The 13715-nt window shown below is 70.8% G+C and carries 13 protein-coding genes; 4 read left to right on the top strand and 9 right to left on the bottom strand.

Annotated elements, in window-relative coordinates:
• Nucleotides 1-2 precede the first annotated feature (2 nt).
• Nucleotides 3-836 carry an alpha/beta hydrolase gene (locus JHN63_RS11115; protein WP_200679245.1) on the bottom strand — a complete coding sequence of 278 codons (834 nt, stop codon included), beginning with the start codon at nt 834-836 and terminating at the stop codon, nt 3-5.
• A gap of 143 nt (nt 837-979) precedes the next feature.
• Between JHN63_RS11115 and cynS the strand changes: the two genes are divergently transcribed.
• Nucleotides 980-1426: a cyanase gene (gene cynS / locus JHN63_RS11110; RefSeq protein ID WP_200679243.1), complete on the top strand. Its 447-nt coding sequence runs from the start codon at nt 980-982 to the stop codon at nt 1424-1426.
• Here cynS and JHN63_RS11105 read toward each other — a convergent pair.
• The 4 genes from JHN63_RS11105 to JHN63_RS11090 form a co-directional block, all read right to left on the bottom strand.
• Nucleotides 1386-1757 carry a helix-turn-helix domain-containing protein gene (locus JHN63_RS11105; RefSeq protein ID WP_234476438.1) on the bottom strand — a complete coding sequence of 124 codons (372 nt, stop codon included), beginning with the start codon at nt 1755-1757 and terminating at the stop codon, nt 1386-1388. The genes cynS and JHN63_RS11105 overlap by 41 nt on opposite strands.
• A gap of 30 nt (nt 1758-1787) precedes the next feature.
• Complete coding sequence (locus tag JHN63_RS11100) at nt 1788-3317, bottom strand: MFS transporter (protein WP_200679241.1); 1530 nt, start codon at nt 3315-3317, stop codon at nt 1788-1790.
• A 288-nt stretch (nt 3318-3605) separates the two neighbouring features.
• Nucleotides 3606-4751 carry an RNA polymerase sigma factor gene (locus JHN63_RS11095; protein WP_200679240.1) on the bottom strand — a complete coding sequence of 382 codons (1146 nt, stop codon included), beginning with the start codon at nt 4749-4751 and terminating at the stop codon, nt 3606-3608.
• Nucleotides 4748-5167, bottom strand: coding sequence for a YciI family protein (locus JHN63_RS11090; protein ID WP_200679237.1), 420 nt, complete (start codon nt 5165-5167; stop codon nt 4748-4750). Before JHN63_RS11090 ends, JHN63_RS11095 begins: the two co-directional genes overlap by 4 nt.
• Before the next feature lie 260 nt (nt 5168-5427).
• Between JHN63_RS11090 and JHN63_RS11085 the strand changes: the two genes are divergently transcribed.
• Together JHN63_RS11085 and helR are read left to right on the top strand one after the other, a co-directional pair.
• Entirely contained in the window at nt 5428-6663 is a 1236-nt protein-coding gene (locus tag JHN63_RS11085) for a glycosyltransferase (RefSeq protein ID WP_200679235.1), read from the top strand.
• A 95-nt stretch (nt 6664-6758) separates the two neighbouring features.
• The gene (gene helR / locus JHN63_RS11080) at nt 6759-8933 is read left to right on the top strand and encodes an RNA polymerase recycling motor ATPase HelR (protein ID WP_200679232.1); all 2175 of its coding nucleotides are present in this window, start codon (nt 6759-6761) and stop codon (nt 8931-8933) included.
• Nucleotides 8934-8986: 53 nt separating this feature from the next.
• On the opposite strand, the gene JHN63_RS11075 is transcribed toward helR, so the two are convergent.
• From JHN63_RS11075 to JHN63_RS11060, 4 genes are all read right to left on the bottom strand, one after another.
• Complete coding sequence (locus JHN63_RS11075) at nt 8987-9727, bottom strand: GntR family transcriptional regulator (RefSeq protein WP_200679230.1); 741 nt, start codon at nt 9725-9727, stop codon at nt 8987-8989.
• A 154-nt stretch (nt 9728-9881) separates the two neighbouring features.
• On the bottom strand, nt 9882-11048 hold the full coding sequence (locus JHN63_RS11070) for a serine hydrolase (RefSeq protein ID WP_200679228.1): 1167 nt from the start codon (nt 11046-11048) through the stop codon (nt 9882-9884).
• Between the two features lie 98 nt (nt 11049-11146).
• Nucleotides 11147-11551, bottom strand: coding sequence for a nuclear transport factor 2 family protein (locus tag JHN63_RS11065; protein WP_200679294.1), 405 nt, complete (start codon nt 11549-11551; stop codon nt 11147-11149).
• A 17-nt stretch (nt 11552-11568) separates the two neighbouring features.
• Complete coding sequence (locus JHN63_RS11060) at nt 11569-12537, bottom strand: acetylxylan esterase (RefSeq protein WP_200679226.1); 969 nt, start codon at nt 12535-12537, stop codon at nt 11569-11571.
• A 103-nt stretch (nt 12538-12640) separates the two neighbouring features.
• On the opposite strand from JHN63_RS11060, the gene JHN63_RS11055 reads away from it, so the two are divergent.
• Nucleotides 12641-13715, top strand: a 1075-nt coding sequence (locus JHN63_RS11055; protein WP_200679224.1) for an amidohydrolase family protein, incomplete at its 3' end; no start/stop codon positions are given.

Genomic DNA, 13715 nt, shown 5'->3' with positions numbered 1-13715 from the left:
GTTCAGGCGTAGCGGCGCACGAACGACAGGGCGGTGTCCGCCACTTCCTGCCAGCCGTTGTCGATGGTCAGCGCGTGGCCACGGCCCTTGATCTCGGTGATCTCGGTGACGCCCTTGTTGTGCTGCTGCTTCTTGTAGGAGGCGTTGGCGATCGACCAGGGCACGGTGTGGTCCTTCTCGCCCGAGATGATCAGGAGCGGCCCGCGCTCGGGGTTCTCCGTGTCGACCTTCGCCTCGGTCCACGGGTTGAGGTTCGCCGTGGCCGCCTGGAACAGCGGGGCACCGGGCGCGGGTACGGCGTACGTCTCGTACAGCTCCCGTGCCTCCTCCTCGCTGACGGCGTTGGCGAATCCGTAGCGGAACTGGTCGTAGGTCAGGGGGACCGCGCGATTGCGGTTGGCGGGGTTGCTGAGGACCGGTGCGGAGGAGCGCAGCGCGGACACCGGCAGCGGCAGCACGCCCCGGAACGGCGCCGGGTCGATCGCCACGGACACGGCGGACAGTCCGCGCCCGGCGAGGATCTGGGTGAGCAGTCCACCGAAGGAGTGGCCGACGATCGCCGGTTTGCGCGTCAGTGTCCCGATCAACTGGGCAAGGTGGTCGGCGACTTGGCCGACCGTCTTGCCCGCCATGACCTCGGGGTGTTCGTTGGCCTCTTTGACCGTCTCCGGATCGTCGGGCCAGGACAGGGAGACCGGCGCGTACCCGGCCTCCTCGAAGTGGGCTGCCCAGCGGTCCCAACTGCTGGGCAGGAGCCACAGGCCGTGGACGAAGACGACCGGCGTACGGTCGACGGCGTTCGCCTTTTCGATCTGTTGTACGTCGATGTGGGTCATGTTCGGAAGTATGCGTCCGCGGGGGTCCTGGAGTCCGGCATATGACCGCACTTGGCGGAGGGGGACGCCATTGTCGCGGCCTGGGTGATCTCCTACGCTGAACGGCGTGTGGCCAAGAGTGCCGTCCGGGAACGGAGTTGCGCATGCTCAGCAAGGGTGAAGCCGGCGAGGCGGTCCGCTTGGCCAAGGTCAAGACCGGTGTCACATGGGCCCAGTTGGCCGAGGCCGTGGGCCGGCCGCTCGCGTGGACCACGGCGGCGCTGCTCGGTCAGCACCCCATGACCAAGGACGAGGCGGCGACCGCCGCCGCCCTCCTCGAACTCGGCGAGGACGCCGCCCTCGCCTTCCAACTCCAGCCGACCCGGGGCGCGTTGGACGCGGCGGTGCCCGTGGACCCGACGATCTACCGGCTCTACGAGGTCATCCAGGTCTACGGCCCCACCATCAAGGAACTGATCCACGAGCAGTGCGGCGACGGCATCATGAGCGCCATCAACTTCCGCCTCGACGTCAGTCGTGTGCCCGACCCGGCCGGTGACCGGGTCGTCATCACCCTCGACGGGAAGTACCTCCAGTACCAGTGGGAGTGACCACGAGGTGCTCCTCGGCCCAGACGGCCAGCGCGGCGAGCGGGATCAGGAAGGCGTCGCCGTGCGGGGTGAGGGCGTAGCAGGAGCGTTGCGAGGTGCGGGTGAGGAGACCGGCGGCGGCCAGTTCGTGCAGGCGGTCGGCGAGCATGCGGTCGCTGATGCCGGGCACCCGCTCGCGCACCTCGCCCAACCCTGCGGGCCCCTGGGCCAACGCGGCGAGGACCAGACCGCTCCAGCGTCTGCCCAGCAGGGCGAAGGCGTGGGTCAACGCCTTGACCTGCGGAGGGAGTTCGGGGTGATCCGGGTTCGCTGAGGAGGGCTGGTTCGTCATACGAGGGCTCCAGGGGTGATGTGGGGGGACTCAGCCCAGGTGGACCGGGGCGGCGCCCTCCGTGTGCTGTTGCCTGCCCGCGTCGACGGCGAACATGGTCACGGCGGCACCGGCCACGAACACGACCCCGGCGGCGACGAAGGCCATCGTGTAGCCGTGGGTCAGGGCGTCACCGGCCTTCGAGACCAGGCTCAAGTCCCTTGTGGCCAGGCCCCGGTAGAGCGCGGAGGCCGCATGGGGGAGTTTGTCGTCGGCCGCCGAGTTCGAGATCGTCGACAGGACGGCGAGGCCCAGGGCGCCGCCGATCTGCTGTGCCGTGTTGAGCAGGGCCGAGGCGATGCCGGTGTCCTGGTGGGCGACACCGCTGACCGCGCCGAGCGTCATCGGGACGAAGCTCATGCCCAGACCGAGCGCGGTGACGAACATGGCGGGCATGAGATGCCCGGCGTAGGACGAGTCCGGCTCCAGGGTGGCGAACCAGAACATGCCGACTGCCGCCACCAGGAGGCCCGGTGCGGCGATGAGCCGGGGCGCGATGTGGGCGACGAGCTTCGAGCTGATGCCCGCCGCGGCCGCCATGCCGAAACTGAATGGCAGATAGGCGAAGCCTGTCCTGATGGGGCTGTAGCCGAGGATCAGCTGCATATAGAGGGTCAGGAAGTAGAAGAACGCGAACATGCCCGAGCCGATGAACAGCATGGTGGCGTAACTGCCCCACCGATTACGGTCCTTGAACAGCCGCAGCGGCATCATCGGGTCCGGCGTACGGGCCTGGAGGAACAGGAACGCCGCCAACAGGACGGCGGCGACCGCGAAGCAGCCCAGCGTGAGGCCGTCGGTCCAGCCGTGCTCGCCGCCGCGCGTGATGCCGTAGACCAGGGAGATCAGACCGCCGGTCCCGGTGACGGCTCCGGGGACGTCGAGGCGGCCGGGGTGGCGTTCGGCCTCGACGAGGCTGCGGGTGCCGGCGAGGACGGCGAGGCCGATGGGGATGTTGACGAAGAACACCCAGCGCCAGTCCAGGACATCGGTGAGCAGACCCCCGAGCAGCAGGCCGACCGTGGCGCCGAGGCCGCCCATCGCGGCGTACACGCCCATCGCCCGGTTGCGGGGCCTGCCCGCCGGGAAGGTGGTCGTGATCAGCGCCAGAGCGCTGGGTGCGGCGAGGGCCGCGCCGACGCCCTGGAGGATGCGCGCGCCGATCAACAGGCCCTCGTTCGGGGCGAGTCCACCGAGCAGGGACGCGAGGGTGAAGACGGCGATGCCCACCTGGAACATCCTGCGGCGGCCGAACAGGTCCCCGGCCTTGCCGCCGAGCAGCAGCAGACCGCCGAAGGCCAGCGCGTACGAGTTGACGATCCACGCCAGATTCGCGTCGGAGACACCGAGGTCGGTCTGGATGGCGGGCAGGGCGATATTCGTGATGGTGGCATCGAGGATGACCATCAACTGGGCCGCCGCGATGACGAAAAGGGCGAGACCGAGATGCCGGTTTCTGGGTGCGGTACCGGAATGCTCCGGTGTCGTGGACGTGACGGTGGCCATGCTCTCAGCGGACATGGTTCAAGAACTCCAAGGAGTGTCGCGAACAGGGAAAGGTGAGAGTGAACGGAATCCGATGAGAAGCGGAACACTCGCTGTGCAATCCGAGGTCGGGGCGCCGACACGGCACATCGCTCGACCTCGGGACGAGTGCTCACCGTAGCAGCGAATCGCCGTCGGTCGTGACCCGACAACTCCCTTTCCGGTGTTGCCAATATCGCCCTTGACGAACTCTCCCATGGTGTGGGCAACGGGAATTCGAGACGCCTGGCAATTGCCCACACTTTCCCGGAAAAAGCAAACGGATCACACGGACCGGAGGGAATTCAGCCGGGCCGCCTGGCGGGTCAGATGGTCGCGCTCGGCGAGATTGGGAGCCTTGTGCGCCGCCTCGGCGTAGAGCCGTGCCGCGGTCGTCGGATCGCCGCCACGCTCGTGCAGGTACGCCGCCACGGCCGTATGGCGGGGGAGCGAGTCGTCCACGGCCGCGAGCGCGGCCAGACCGGCGCGCGGGCCGTCGGCCTCGCCGACCGCCACCGCGCGGTTGAGACGGACCACCGGACTGTCGGTCAGGCCGGCGAGTTCGTCGTACCACTCGACGATCTGCACCCAGTCCGTCTCCTCGGCGGTGGGCGCGTCGGCGTGCAGCGCCGCGATCGCGGCCTGCGCCTGGAACTCCCCCAACTGGTCGCGGGCCAGGGCGAGTTGGAGGACGGTGACGCCCTCGGCGATCAATGTGGTGTCCCAGCGGCCCCGGTCCTGCTCGGCGAGCGGCACCAGGGTGCCGTCCGGCGTGGTCCGGGCGGCGCGGCGGGCGTGGTGGAGCAGCATGAGGGCGAGCAGGCCCGACACCTCGGGGTGGTCGATCACGCCCGCGACCTGCCGGGTGAGCCGGACGGCCTCGGCGGCGAGGTCGACGTCACCGGAGTAGCCCTCGTTGAAGACCAGGTAGAGGACGCGCAGCACGGTGGCCACATCGCCGGGCTGGTCGAAGCGCACTCCGGACACCGTGCGCTTGGCCCGGCTGATGCGCTGCGCCATCGTCGCCTCGGGCACCAGATAGGCCTGCGCGATCTGCCGGGTGGTGAGCCCGCCGACGGCCCGCAGCGTGAGCGCGACCGCCGACGACGGCGTCAACGACGGGTGGGCGCACAGGAAGTAGAGCTGGAGCGTGTCGTCCGCCGCGGGCGCGGGACCGGGCGCCGGCTCCTCGTCCACGAGATCCTCGCGCCTGCGGCGGGCCGTGTCCGCCCGCGTCGCGTCGAGAAAGCGCCGCCAGGCCACCGTGACGAGCCACCCCTTCGGGTCGCGCGGCGGATCGTCCGGCCAGACCCGGACCGCCTCGACGAGCGCGTCCTGTACGGCGTCCTCGGCCGCCGCGAAGTCTGCTCCGCGGCGGCCGAGGATGCCGAGCACGCTCGGCGTGAGGCTCCTCAGCAGGACCTCGTTCACTTGAAGGTGCAGTCCGTGGTCGTCGAGTGCGTGCCGAGGAACGGGCGCAGCTCCAGCCACTCGTGGATCGGCTTCCCACCGGCCCCGGGGGCGGCCGACAGCTCACCGGCCAGCTCCACGGCCCGCTCGTAGCTGTCGACGTCGATGATCATCCAGCCGGCGATGACGTCCTTGGTCTCGGCGAACGGGCCGTCGGTGACCGGCGGGCGCCCCTCGCCGTCGTAGCGGACGAACGTCCCCTCGGGGGAGAGGGCCTGGCTGTCGACGTACTCGCCGGTCTTCTCCAGTCGCGCCGCGAAGTCGTTCATGTACTGCACGTGCGCCGTGATCTCCTCGGGCGCCCACTGGTCCATGGGGACGTCGTTCACGGCGGCTGGGGCGCCGCGGTAGTGCTTCAGCAGCAGGTACTTGGCCATGGTCGTTCTCCTCGGTGCTGGTGCGACCCATTGTGGACGCGTTCACCTCGGGGACGGAGCCGGGCGCGGGTTCTCGACATCGGCGAGCGAATTTTTTCGCGCGAGTCTCGCGGGCTCTGCGGGGGAGGGCGGAAAGGGAGGCGTACTCACTCCTCTTCCCTTCTTAACGTATAGCGCACCGGGGGGCTTGCGGCAAGGCCCCCGTCGTACCGCAGAATGTCCGGCCTGAGGGCATGACCTGCGGAAATGGGAGTCGCGGAATGCGTGTGTTGTTGTCGACGTGGGGATCGCGCGGGGATGTCGAACCGCTGGCGGGACTCGCGGCGCGGTTGCTGGAACTCGGCGCGGAGGTCCGGGTGTGCGCGCCGGCGGACGAGGAGTTCGTGGAGCTGCTGGCCCGGATCGGCGTGCCGCTGGTGCCGCTCGGGCCGACGGTGCACTCGGTGGTCACGGGGGCGAGGCCGCCGTCGCCCGGGGCCGCGTTCCGGCTCGCGCCCGAGCTGGTCGCCGCCCGGTACGAGACGCTGACGGCGGCGGCCGAGGGGTGTGACGTCCTGCTGGCGACCGGCCTGATGCCGGCGGGTGCCCGCTCGGTGGCTGAGAAACTGGGCATCCGCTATGTGTTCGCGTGCTTCCACACGGTCGGCCTGCCGTCGCGGCACCGCCGTCCGCCGTCGCGGCCGGGCACACCGTCCCCGGAGGAAGAGACCGACAACAAGGTGCTGTGGGAGCAGGACGCCCAGCGCGTGAACGCCCTGTACGGCGAGGCCGAGAACAGGCACCGGGCGGAGATCGGGCTGCCACCGGTGGAGAACGTCCGCGACTACGTCTTCACCGAGCGGCCGTGGCTGGCGGCGGACCCGGCCCTCGTCCCGTGGCAGAACCTTACGGATCTCGACGTCGTCACCACCGGACCGTGGATCCTGCCGGACGAACGCCCGCTCCCGGACGAGCTGGAGACGTTCCTGAAGGCCGGAGAACCGCCGGTGTATGTCGGCTTCGGCAGCATCGCCCTGCCCGCCATACCGGACCTGGCCCGGATCGCCATCGACGCCATCCGCGCGCGAGGTCGCCGTGTCGTTCTCGCCCGGGGCTGGGCGGAGCTGGCTCCGGTCGACGACCGGGACGACTGCTTCGTCGTAGGAGAGGTCAACCACCAGGCACTCTTCGGTCGGGTGGCCGCCGTCGTGCACCACGGCGGCGCGGGCACCACGACGACCGCCGCACTGGCCGGCGTGCCTCAGCTGGTGGTGCCGCAGATCGTGGACCAGCCATACTGGGCCGCAGGGGTGGCCGAGCTGGGCATCGGCGCGGCACACGACGGTCCGACGCCGACCTACGACTCCCTGTCGGCCGCGCTCACCATCGTCCTGGCTCCGGAGACCCGGGCACGGGCGCGGGCCGTGGCCGGCACGATCCGCACCGACGGGACGACAGTGGCCGCGAAGATGCTCCTCGACCCGGCCGGCGGGGAAAGGCCGCCCACGCGCGCGTGAACCGGCCCGCCCCCGCAATCGAGAACCCGTACGCACCGGTCCACACGGCCTGCCGCCCGCACGGCCGTGAGCGACCGCAGATCGGAATTGATGCCGTGAACCCCCTGACCACCAGCGCCTTCGACCTTCCCGACCGGCTCTCCGCCAAGGCCGACCCGGCGCTGATCGCCGGTGACGAGCGGCACTTCGTGGCGATCGCGGAGTGCCTCGACCAGTCGATCGCGGAACTGACCGAGCAGCTCGACGCCGAACGCAGGGCGCCCGGCGGCATCGGCCGGGCGGCGATGGACCGGGACACGGAGATCCACCGGCTCACCACACGGCTGCGCACCCTGCGCCGCTTCGGCCTGGACCTGTGTCTGGGCCACATGGTCGACGCCGACACCTCCGAGCCCGTCTACATCGGGCGGCTCGGCCTCACCGACAGCACGGGCCGACGCCTGCTGCTCGACTGGCGCTCGCCCGCCGCCGAGCCGTTCTTCGGCGCGACCCACGCCAACCCGATGGGTCTGGCGAGCCGCCGCAGGTACCGCTGGACGCGCGGTCGGATCAGCGACTACTGGGACGAGGTGTTCACGGCGGACGGCTTCGTCGGGCACGCCGCGCTCGACGACCAGTCCGCGTTCATCGCCAGCCTCGGCGGCAACCGGTCCGGCCGGATGCGCGATGTGCTCGGCACCATCCAGTCCGACCAGGACGCCATCATCCGCGCGGGATCACGCGGCGCGCTCGTCGTCGACGGCGGCCCCGGCACCGGCAAGACCGTCGTCGCCCTGCACCGCTCCGCCTACCTCCTCTACTCCGACCCGCGCCTCGGCCACCGCAGGGGCGGTGTCCTGTTCGTCGGTCCGCACCGGCCCTATCTGGACTACGTCGCCGACGTCCTCCCCAGCCTCGGCGAGGAGGGCGTACAGACCTGCATCCTGCGGGACCTCGTCACCGAGGGCGCCGCGGCGAGCGTCGAGGCCGACCCGGAGGTGGCCCGCCTGAAATCGTCCGTGGAGCTGGTGCGGGCGATCGAGCCCGCCGTCCGCTTCTACGAGGAGCCGCCCACCCAGGGCATGAACGTCACCACGCACTGGTCCGACATCCGGCTGAGCGCCGAGGACTGGGCCGTCGCCTTCGAGGCGGCCGAACCCGGCACCCCGCACAACGAGGGACGCGAGCAGGTCTGGCAGGAACTGCTCATGATCCTGGTCGAGAAGCACGAGGACACCACCCCCACCCAGGACGGCGCCGTCACCCCGGCCCTGCTCCGCAAGTCGCTGCGGCAGAACCGCGACCTGCTCACCGCCTTCAACCGCGCGTGGCCGCTGCTCGAAGCGGCCGACCTCGTCGGGGACCTGTGGACGGTACCGGCCTATCTGCGCAAGTGCGCCCCCTCGCTCAGCCGTGAGGACGTCCAGCGCCTGCAGCGCGCGGACGCCCAGGCCTGGACGGTGTCCGACCTCCCGCTGCTGGACGCGGCACGGCAACGCCTCGGCGACCCGGAGTCGGCGCGCCGCAAACGCCGGCAGGAAGCCGCCGTGGCCGCGGAACACGCGCGCAGGACCGACGTCATCGACAGCCTGTTGCAGAACGTCGAGATCGACGAGAGCGAAGGCGCGATGGGCATGCTGTACGGACAGGACCTGCGTGACGCCCTCATCGACGAGGCCGCCCAGCCCGGCGTCGAACCCGACCAGCTCGCCGGGCCGTTCGCGCACATCGTCGTGGACGAGGCCCAGGAACTCACCGACGCGGAATGGCAGATGCTGCTCCTGCGCTGCCCGTCCCGCAGCTTCACCATCGTCGGTGACCGCGCCCAGGCCCGGCACGGGTTCACGGAGTCCTGGCAGGAGCGGCTGAAGCGGATCGGGCTGGACCGGATCAACCTGGCGTCCCTGACGGTCAATTACCGCACCCCGGAGGAGATCATGACGGAGGCCGAGCCGGTCATCCGTGCCGTGCTCCCGGACGCCAACGTGCCGACCTCGATCCGCAGCAGTGGCGTTCCCGTCGTCCACGGACCCGCCTCCGACCTGGAGTCGGTCCTCGACACCTGGCTCGCCGCGCACACCGAGGGGATCGCCTGCGTCATCGGTGCCCCGGACTTCCGGGCCACGCCCCGGGTCCGGTCGCTGACTCCCGAGCTGTCCAAGGGACTCGAGTTCGACCTGGTCGTCCTCCTCGACCCGGAGAGGTTCGGCGAGGGCATCGAAGGAGCCGTCGACCACTATGTGGCGATGACCCGGGCGACTCAGCGGCTCGTCGTGCTGACGAGCGCGTAACACCGTACGGCGCGCGGCGAGCTCGGCATCGGGCCCGCCGCGCGCCACCCGGTTCAGCCTGCCGAAGGAACCGTGAACTCGTAGATCAGGGCGTCCTGTTGGGCCTCCACCACCAGATCGGTGATCTCCAGCGGGCGCGCGTACTGGTCGTGCACGCGGCGGGTCACCCGCACCGAGGGCACGTTCGCGACCTGGGTGATGGCGTCCCGGTGGTGCAGGGTCAGACCGGCCCGGCGCATCCAGTCGTAGGCGCGCCGGAGTTGGGCCGAGGCGGAGCCGTCGGCGCGGTCGCGGTAGCGGGCCAACTCCTCCACCTCGGCCAGCGCCACCGCCGAGAAGGACGTGAGGGCCGTACGGAGTCCGCTGCCGTCGGCCGCCGCGGACGCGTAGCGGTGCACCAGGGTCGGGCGGTTCGGGGCAATCCGCAGTGCCTCGGCGTGCTCGGGCGGGGGCGTCTCCCAGGCCACCGAGGTCCGGTCGAAGCCGGTCGGGTCGGTGCTCCGGGCGCCGACCGGGAAGGTGAGGGAGGACGGGGTCTCGACCGGCAGACCGGACAGGGTGGCGTGGCTGCCGCGCCGGTCGGTGGCGACCAGGCCGTCCCTGCGCAGCACCTCCAGCGCCTGTCGTACGGTCTCCCGGCTGACCTGGAAGTGTTCGGCCAACTGCCGCTCGCCGGGCAGGCGTTCACCCGGCGGGATGGTGCCGTCGTGGAGTTCGCCGAGCAGTTGGGTGGCGACCTTGCCGTAGAGGGGCTGGTCGTCGGCGGTCGGGTGGTGGGGGGTGGTGCGGGCCATGCCGCGCCTCCTGTTGGTGACAAGACTGAGGGCAGAACTGGTGACGAAACGTAGTCGTGCGGGCTCGTTGCGCGACCAGATCTAGCATTGGTCTAAACCACTAGGGAAGAGCGGCAGGGCAGTTAGGCCGAAACCGACCCGCGCCGATCACCCCTCACAGGGCGCTGTACAGGGCGTCGATCAGCGCCATCTTCCGCGGGTCGTCGGCGATATGAGGCCCCATCCGGTTCATCACATAGCCGAGCGACACCCCCCGGTCCGGGTCGGCCAGGCCGCAGGAGCCGCCGAAGCCGTCGTGTCCGAAAGCCCTAGGGTCGGGACCGTACGATCCGTTCGGGCCGCTGAGCCACAGGCCGAGCGCGACCTCCGTCTCGTGCGCGAAGCCCGCGCCCAGCACCAGGTCACGGCAACTGCCCTGCCCCTCGCGCACCCGTTCGGCCGCCTCGGGGGAGAGGACACGGTGGCCGTCGTAGGTGCCGCGGCCGGCGAACACGCCGTAGAGCGCGGCGATCGCCCGTGCCGTGCCGTGGCCGTTCGCGGCGGGAATCTCCGCCGCGCGCCACTCGGGGGTGTTGGCCTCGGCCGCGCCCGCGATCGGGTTGGTCAGCGCGGCGATGGCGGCGGGTGCCAACTGGCTGAAGATCGCGGCCTGTTCACTGCTCGACGCGGCGGGCGGGTGCACCAGCTCGGCAGCCCTGCCTGCCTCCTTCTCCGGCAACCCGATCGTGAAGTCGATCCCGAGCGGGCCGGTGACCTCCCGCTCCAGGAAGGCGCTCGGGAGCAACCCCGAGACGCGGCGCACGACTTCGCCGACGAGGAAGCCGTAGGTCAGGGCGTGGTACCCGGACCGTGTTCCCGGCTCCCACCAGGGCTCCATGGCCGCTAGGCGCTCGGTGGTCAACTCCCAGTCGTAGAGCTGCGCGAGGGAGTGCGGCTCGCGCAGGCCGGCCAGTCCGGCGCGGTGGGAGAGCAGGTGTCGTACGAGGACGTTCTCCTTGCCGGCGGCGGCGAACTCCGGCCAGTACGTGGCCACTTGGGCGTCGAGGTCGAGCAGGCCCCGGTCGGCGAGGATGTGGGCGCACAGGGCCGTCGGGCCCTTGGTCGTGGACCAGACGTTGACCAGTGTGTCCCGCTCCCAGGTGCGGGTCCGCGCCGCGTCGGCCCAGCCGCCCCAGAGGTCGACCACGGTCTCGCCGTCCACGGTGACGGTCACCGCGGCGCCCAGTTCGTCGCGGTCCCGGAAGTTCTCCTCGAACGCCGTGCGCACCGCCGTGAAGCGGGGGTCGCAGTGGCCGTCGATGGCTGGCTGGTGCTCGGACATGGTGCCTCCGTGGTCCGCCGTGGGTCCGGGCCGCGACGCTGCGACCCGGACACCCTGAACATACCGACTGGTCGGACTGGGTGGAAGGTGTCGTACGTTCAGTTGAGGAACAGGGTGCCCGAAGGCTCCCGGTGGCCCGGTTCCGTGTGCCAGTAGTCGCGGGTCTCCACGGCCAGTCCGGACTCGTCGAAGCGCGCGAAGACACAGCCGGCGAGTGTGGACGGCTCACCGTCCTCCTCGGCCAGCACCCTGAACTCGGCCACGGCGACGCCGTGTTGGCCGACGACCGGTGCCGAGAACCGCACGTCGCCCACCCGCTCCGCCGCGAACGACCAGCGCAGATACGCGGCCAACTCGGCCCGCCCGCGGTGCGGTTCGCGGAACGGCATCGAGCGGTGGACGCAGTCCTCGGCGTACAGCTCCAGCAGCGCGTCCACGTCGTGCTCCGCCCAGGCGCGGGCCCAGACGCGCACGAACCGCTCGGCGGCCTCACCGGTCTCCATGTCCATAGGGGCGCCTCTCAGACGTACGACCGCAGCCAGTCCAGCTTGGCCGCCTCCTGGTAAGGGCCGCCGCCCTCATGGTCGTTGAAGTCGTAGACCTCGATCTTCTTGTCCTCGTGAGCCCAGGCGTTGAACGCGGCGAACACCGTGGAGGGCGGGCAGGTCTGGTCCTCCAGACCGGTCGAGAAGAGGGCGGGGGCGCGGCCGCGGGAGGCGAAGTGGACGCCGTCGAAGTACGAGAGAGTGCGCAGGGCGTCCTCGGTGCGGCCGCGGTGGGTCTTGAGGTAGCTGCCGATCTCGCGGTACGGATGGCGGTCCGTGAGGGTCGCGGCGCGCGGGAAGTCGCACAGGAACGGCACGTCCGGCGCGATCCCGGCCAGGTCGCCGACCAGCCCGCCCACCGCGATGGTGATGCCGCCGCCCTGGCTCGCGCCCAGCGCCACCGTGCGCGCGGGATCGACCAGTGGGTGCGAACGGGCCGCCTCGACGGCGCGCACGCCGTCCGTGAACACCCGGCGGTAGTAGTAGTTCTCGGGGGCGTCGATGCCCCGGGTCATGAAGCCGGGGTACGCGGGCGCGCCGCCCACCGGGTCCGGGGTGCCGCCGCCACCGCCCCACGCGCTGCCCTGCCCGCGCGTGTCCATGATGAAGTGGGCGCGGCCCGTCGAGGCCCACAGCAGGTGCTCGTGCGGGAGACCGCGCCCGCCGCCGTAACCGACGAACTCCACGACCAGCGGCAGGGGTTGGGTAGCGTCGGCGGGCAACCGGAGCCAGCCCTTCACCGGGTGACCGCCGAACCCGGCGAACGTCACGTCGTACACCTGCACCGTGGACAGTCCCGTGTCGACCGGTTCGAAGCGGGCGGCCAGATCGTGCTCGCGGGTCTCCTGGAGGGTCCTGGACCAGAAGGCGTCGAAGTCCTCCGGCTCGGCGGAATCACTGCGGTACTCGCGGAGTTCGTCGAGCGGAAGGTCGAACAGGGCCATCGAGGACCGCCTTTGCGAGGAGTGAGTGCGGATGATCACACCGTACGTGTGACATCGGAGGACTCGCCAGGCCTGTGCGGCGCCCCGCGCCTACCATGTCGGCATGTCGTCAGCCGTGGATCTGCTGGTCAAGGACGCCGAACTGCTCGTCGTGGACGGTGAGCGGGAGATCCCGGGCGGCTGGGTCGCCGTCACGGGTGGTCGGGTCACCGCCGTCGGTGCGGCGGGCGCCGAGCCCGAAGCCGCCACGACCGTCTCCGCCGCCGGGCGGCTCGTCACCCCAGGCCTGATCAACACGCACCACCACATCTACCAGAACCTCACCCGCTCCTACGCCCCCGCCGTCAACGGCACCCTCTTCGACTGGCTGACCACGCTCTACCCGCTGTGGGCGCGCCTGGACGAGGAGGCCGCGTACGTGTCGGCGTACGTCGGTATGGCGGAACTCCTCATGGGCGGCTGCACCACCTCCTCCGACCACCTCTATGTGCATCCACGCCCCTATCTGGTCGACGCCGAGATCCGCGCCGCCCGCGACATCGGCTTCCGCTTCCACGCGACGCGCGGTTCGATGACCCGGTCCGTGGAGGACGGGGGACTGCCGCCGAGGAGCGTCACCCAGAGCACCGACGAGGTGCTCGCCGACAGCGAGCGGCTGATCAAGGCCCACCACGACCCGGAACCCGGCGCGCTGATCCGGGTCGCGCTCGCACCCTGCTCGCCGTTCTCGGTCACCAAGGACGTGATGACGGCGACCGCGGAACTCGCCGAGCGCTACGACGTACGGCTGCACACGCATCTCGCCGAGGACCGGGACGAGGACACGTACTGTCTGGAGACCTACGGTTGCCGGCCCGTCGAGTACTTCGAGGACACCGGGTGGATGAGCGACCGGACCTGGGTCGCGCACTGCATCTATCCGAACGACGAGGAGTTGCGCCGGCTCGCGGCGGCGGGCGTCGGGGTGGCGCACTGCCCCAGCTCCAACATGCTGATCGGCGGCGGTACGGCCAGGGTGAAGGAGATGCGCGAACTCGGCCTGCCTGTCGGCATCGGCTGCGACGGCTCGGCTTCGACCGATCACGCCTCGTTGTGGATGGAGGCGCGGGGTGCGCTGTTGCTGGGGCGGTATCGGGGAGGGCCGGGTGCGATGACCGCGCGGGACGCCCTCGACATCG

Origin of the sequence: Streptomyces sp. MBT65, assembly GCF_016612545.1 — a bacterium.
Lineage (GTDB): Bacteria > Actinomycetota > Actinomycetes > Streptomycetales > Streptomycetaceae > Streptomyces.
This window is presented reverse-complemented; position numbering and strand designations above follow the sequence as displayed.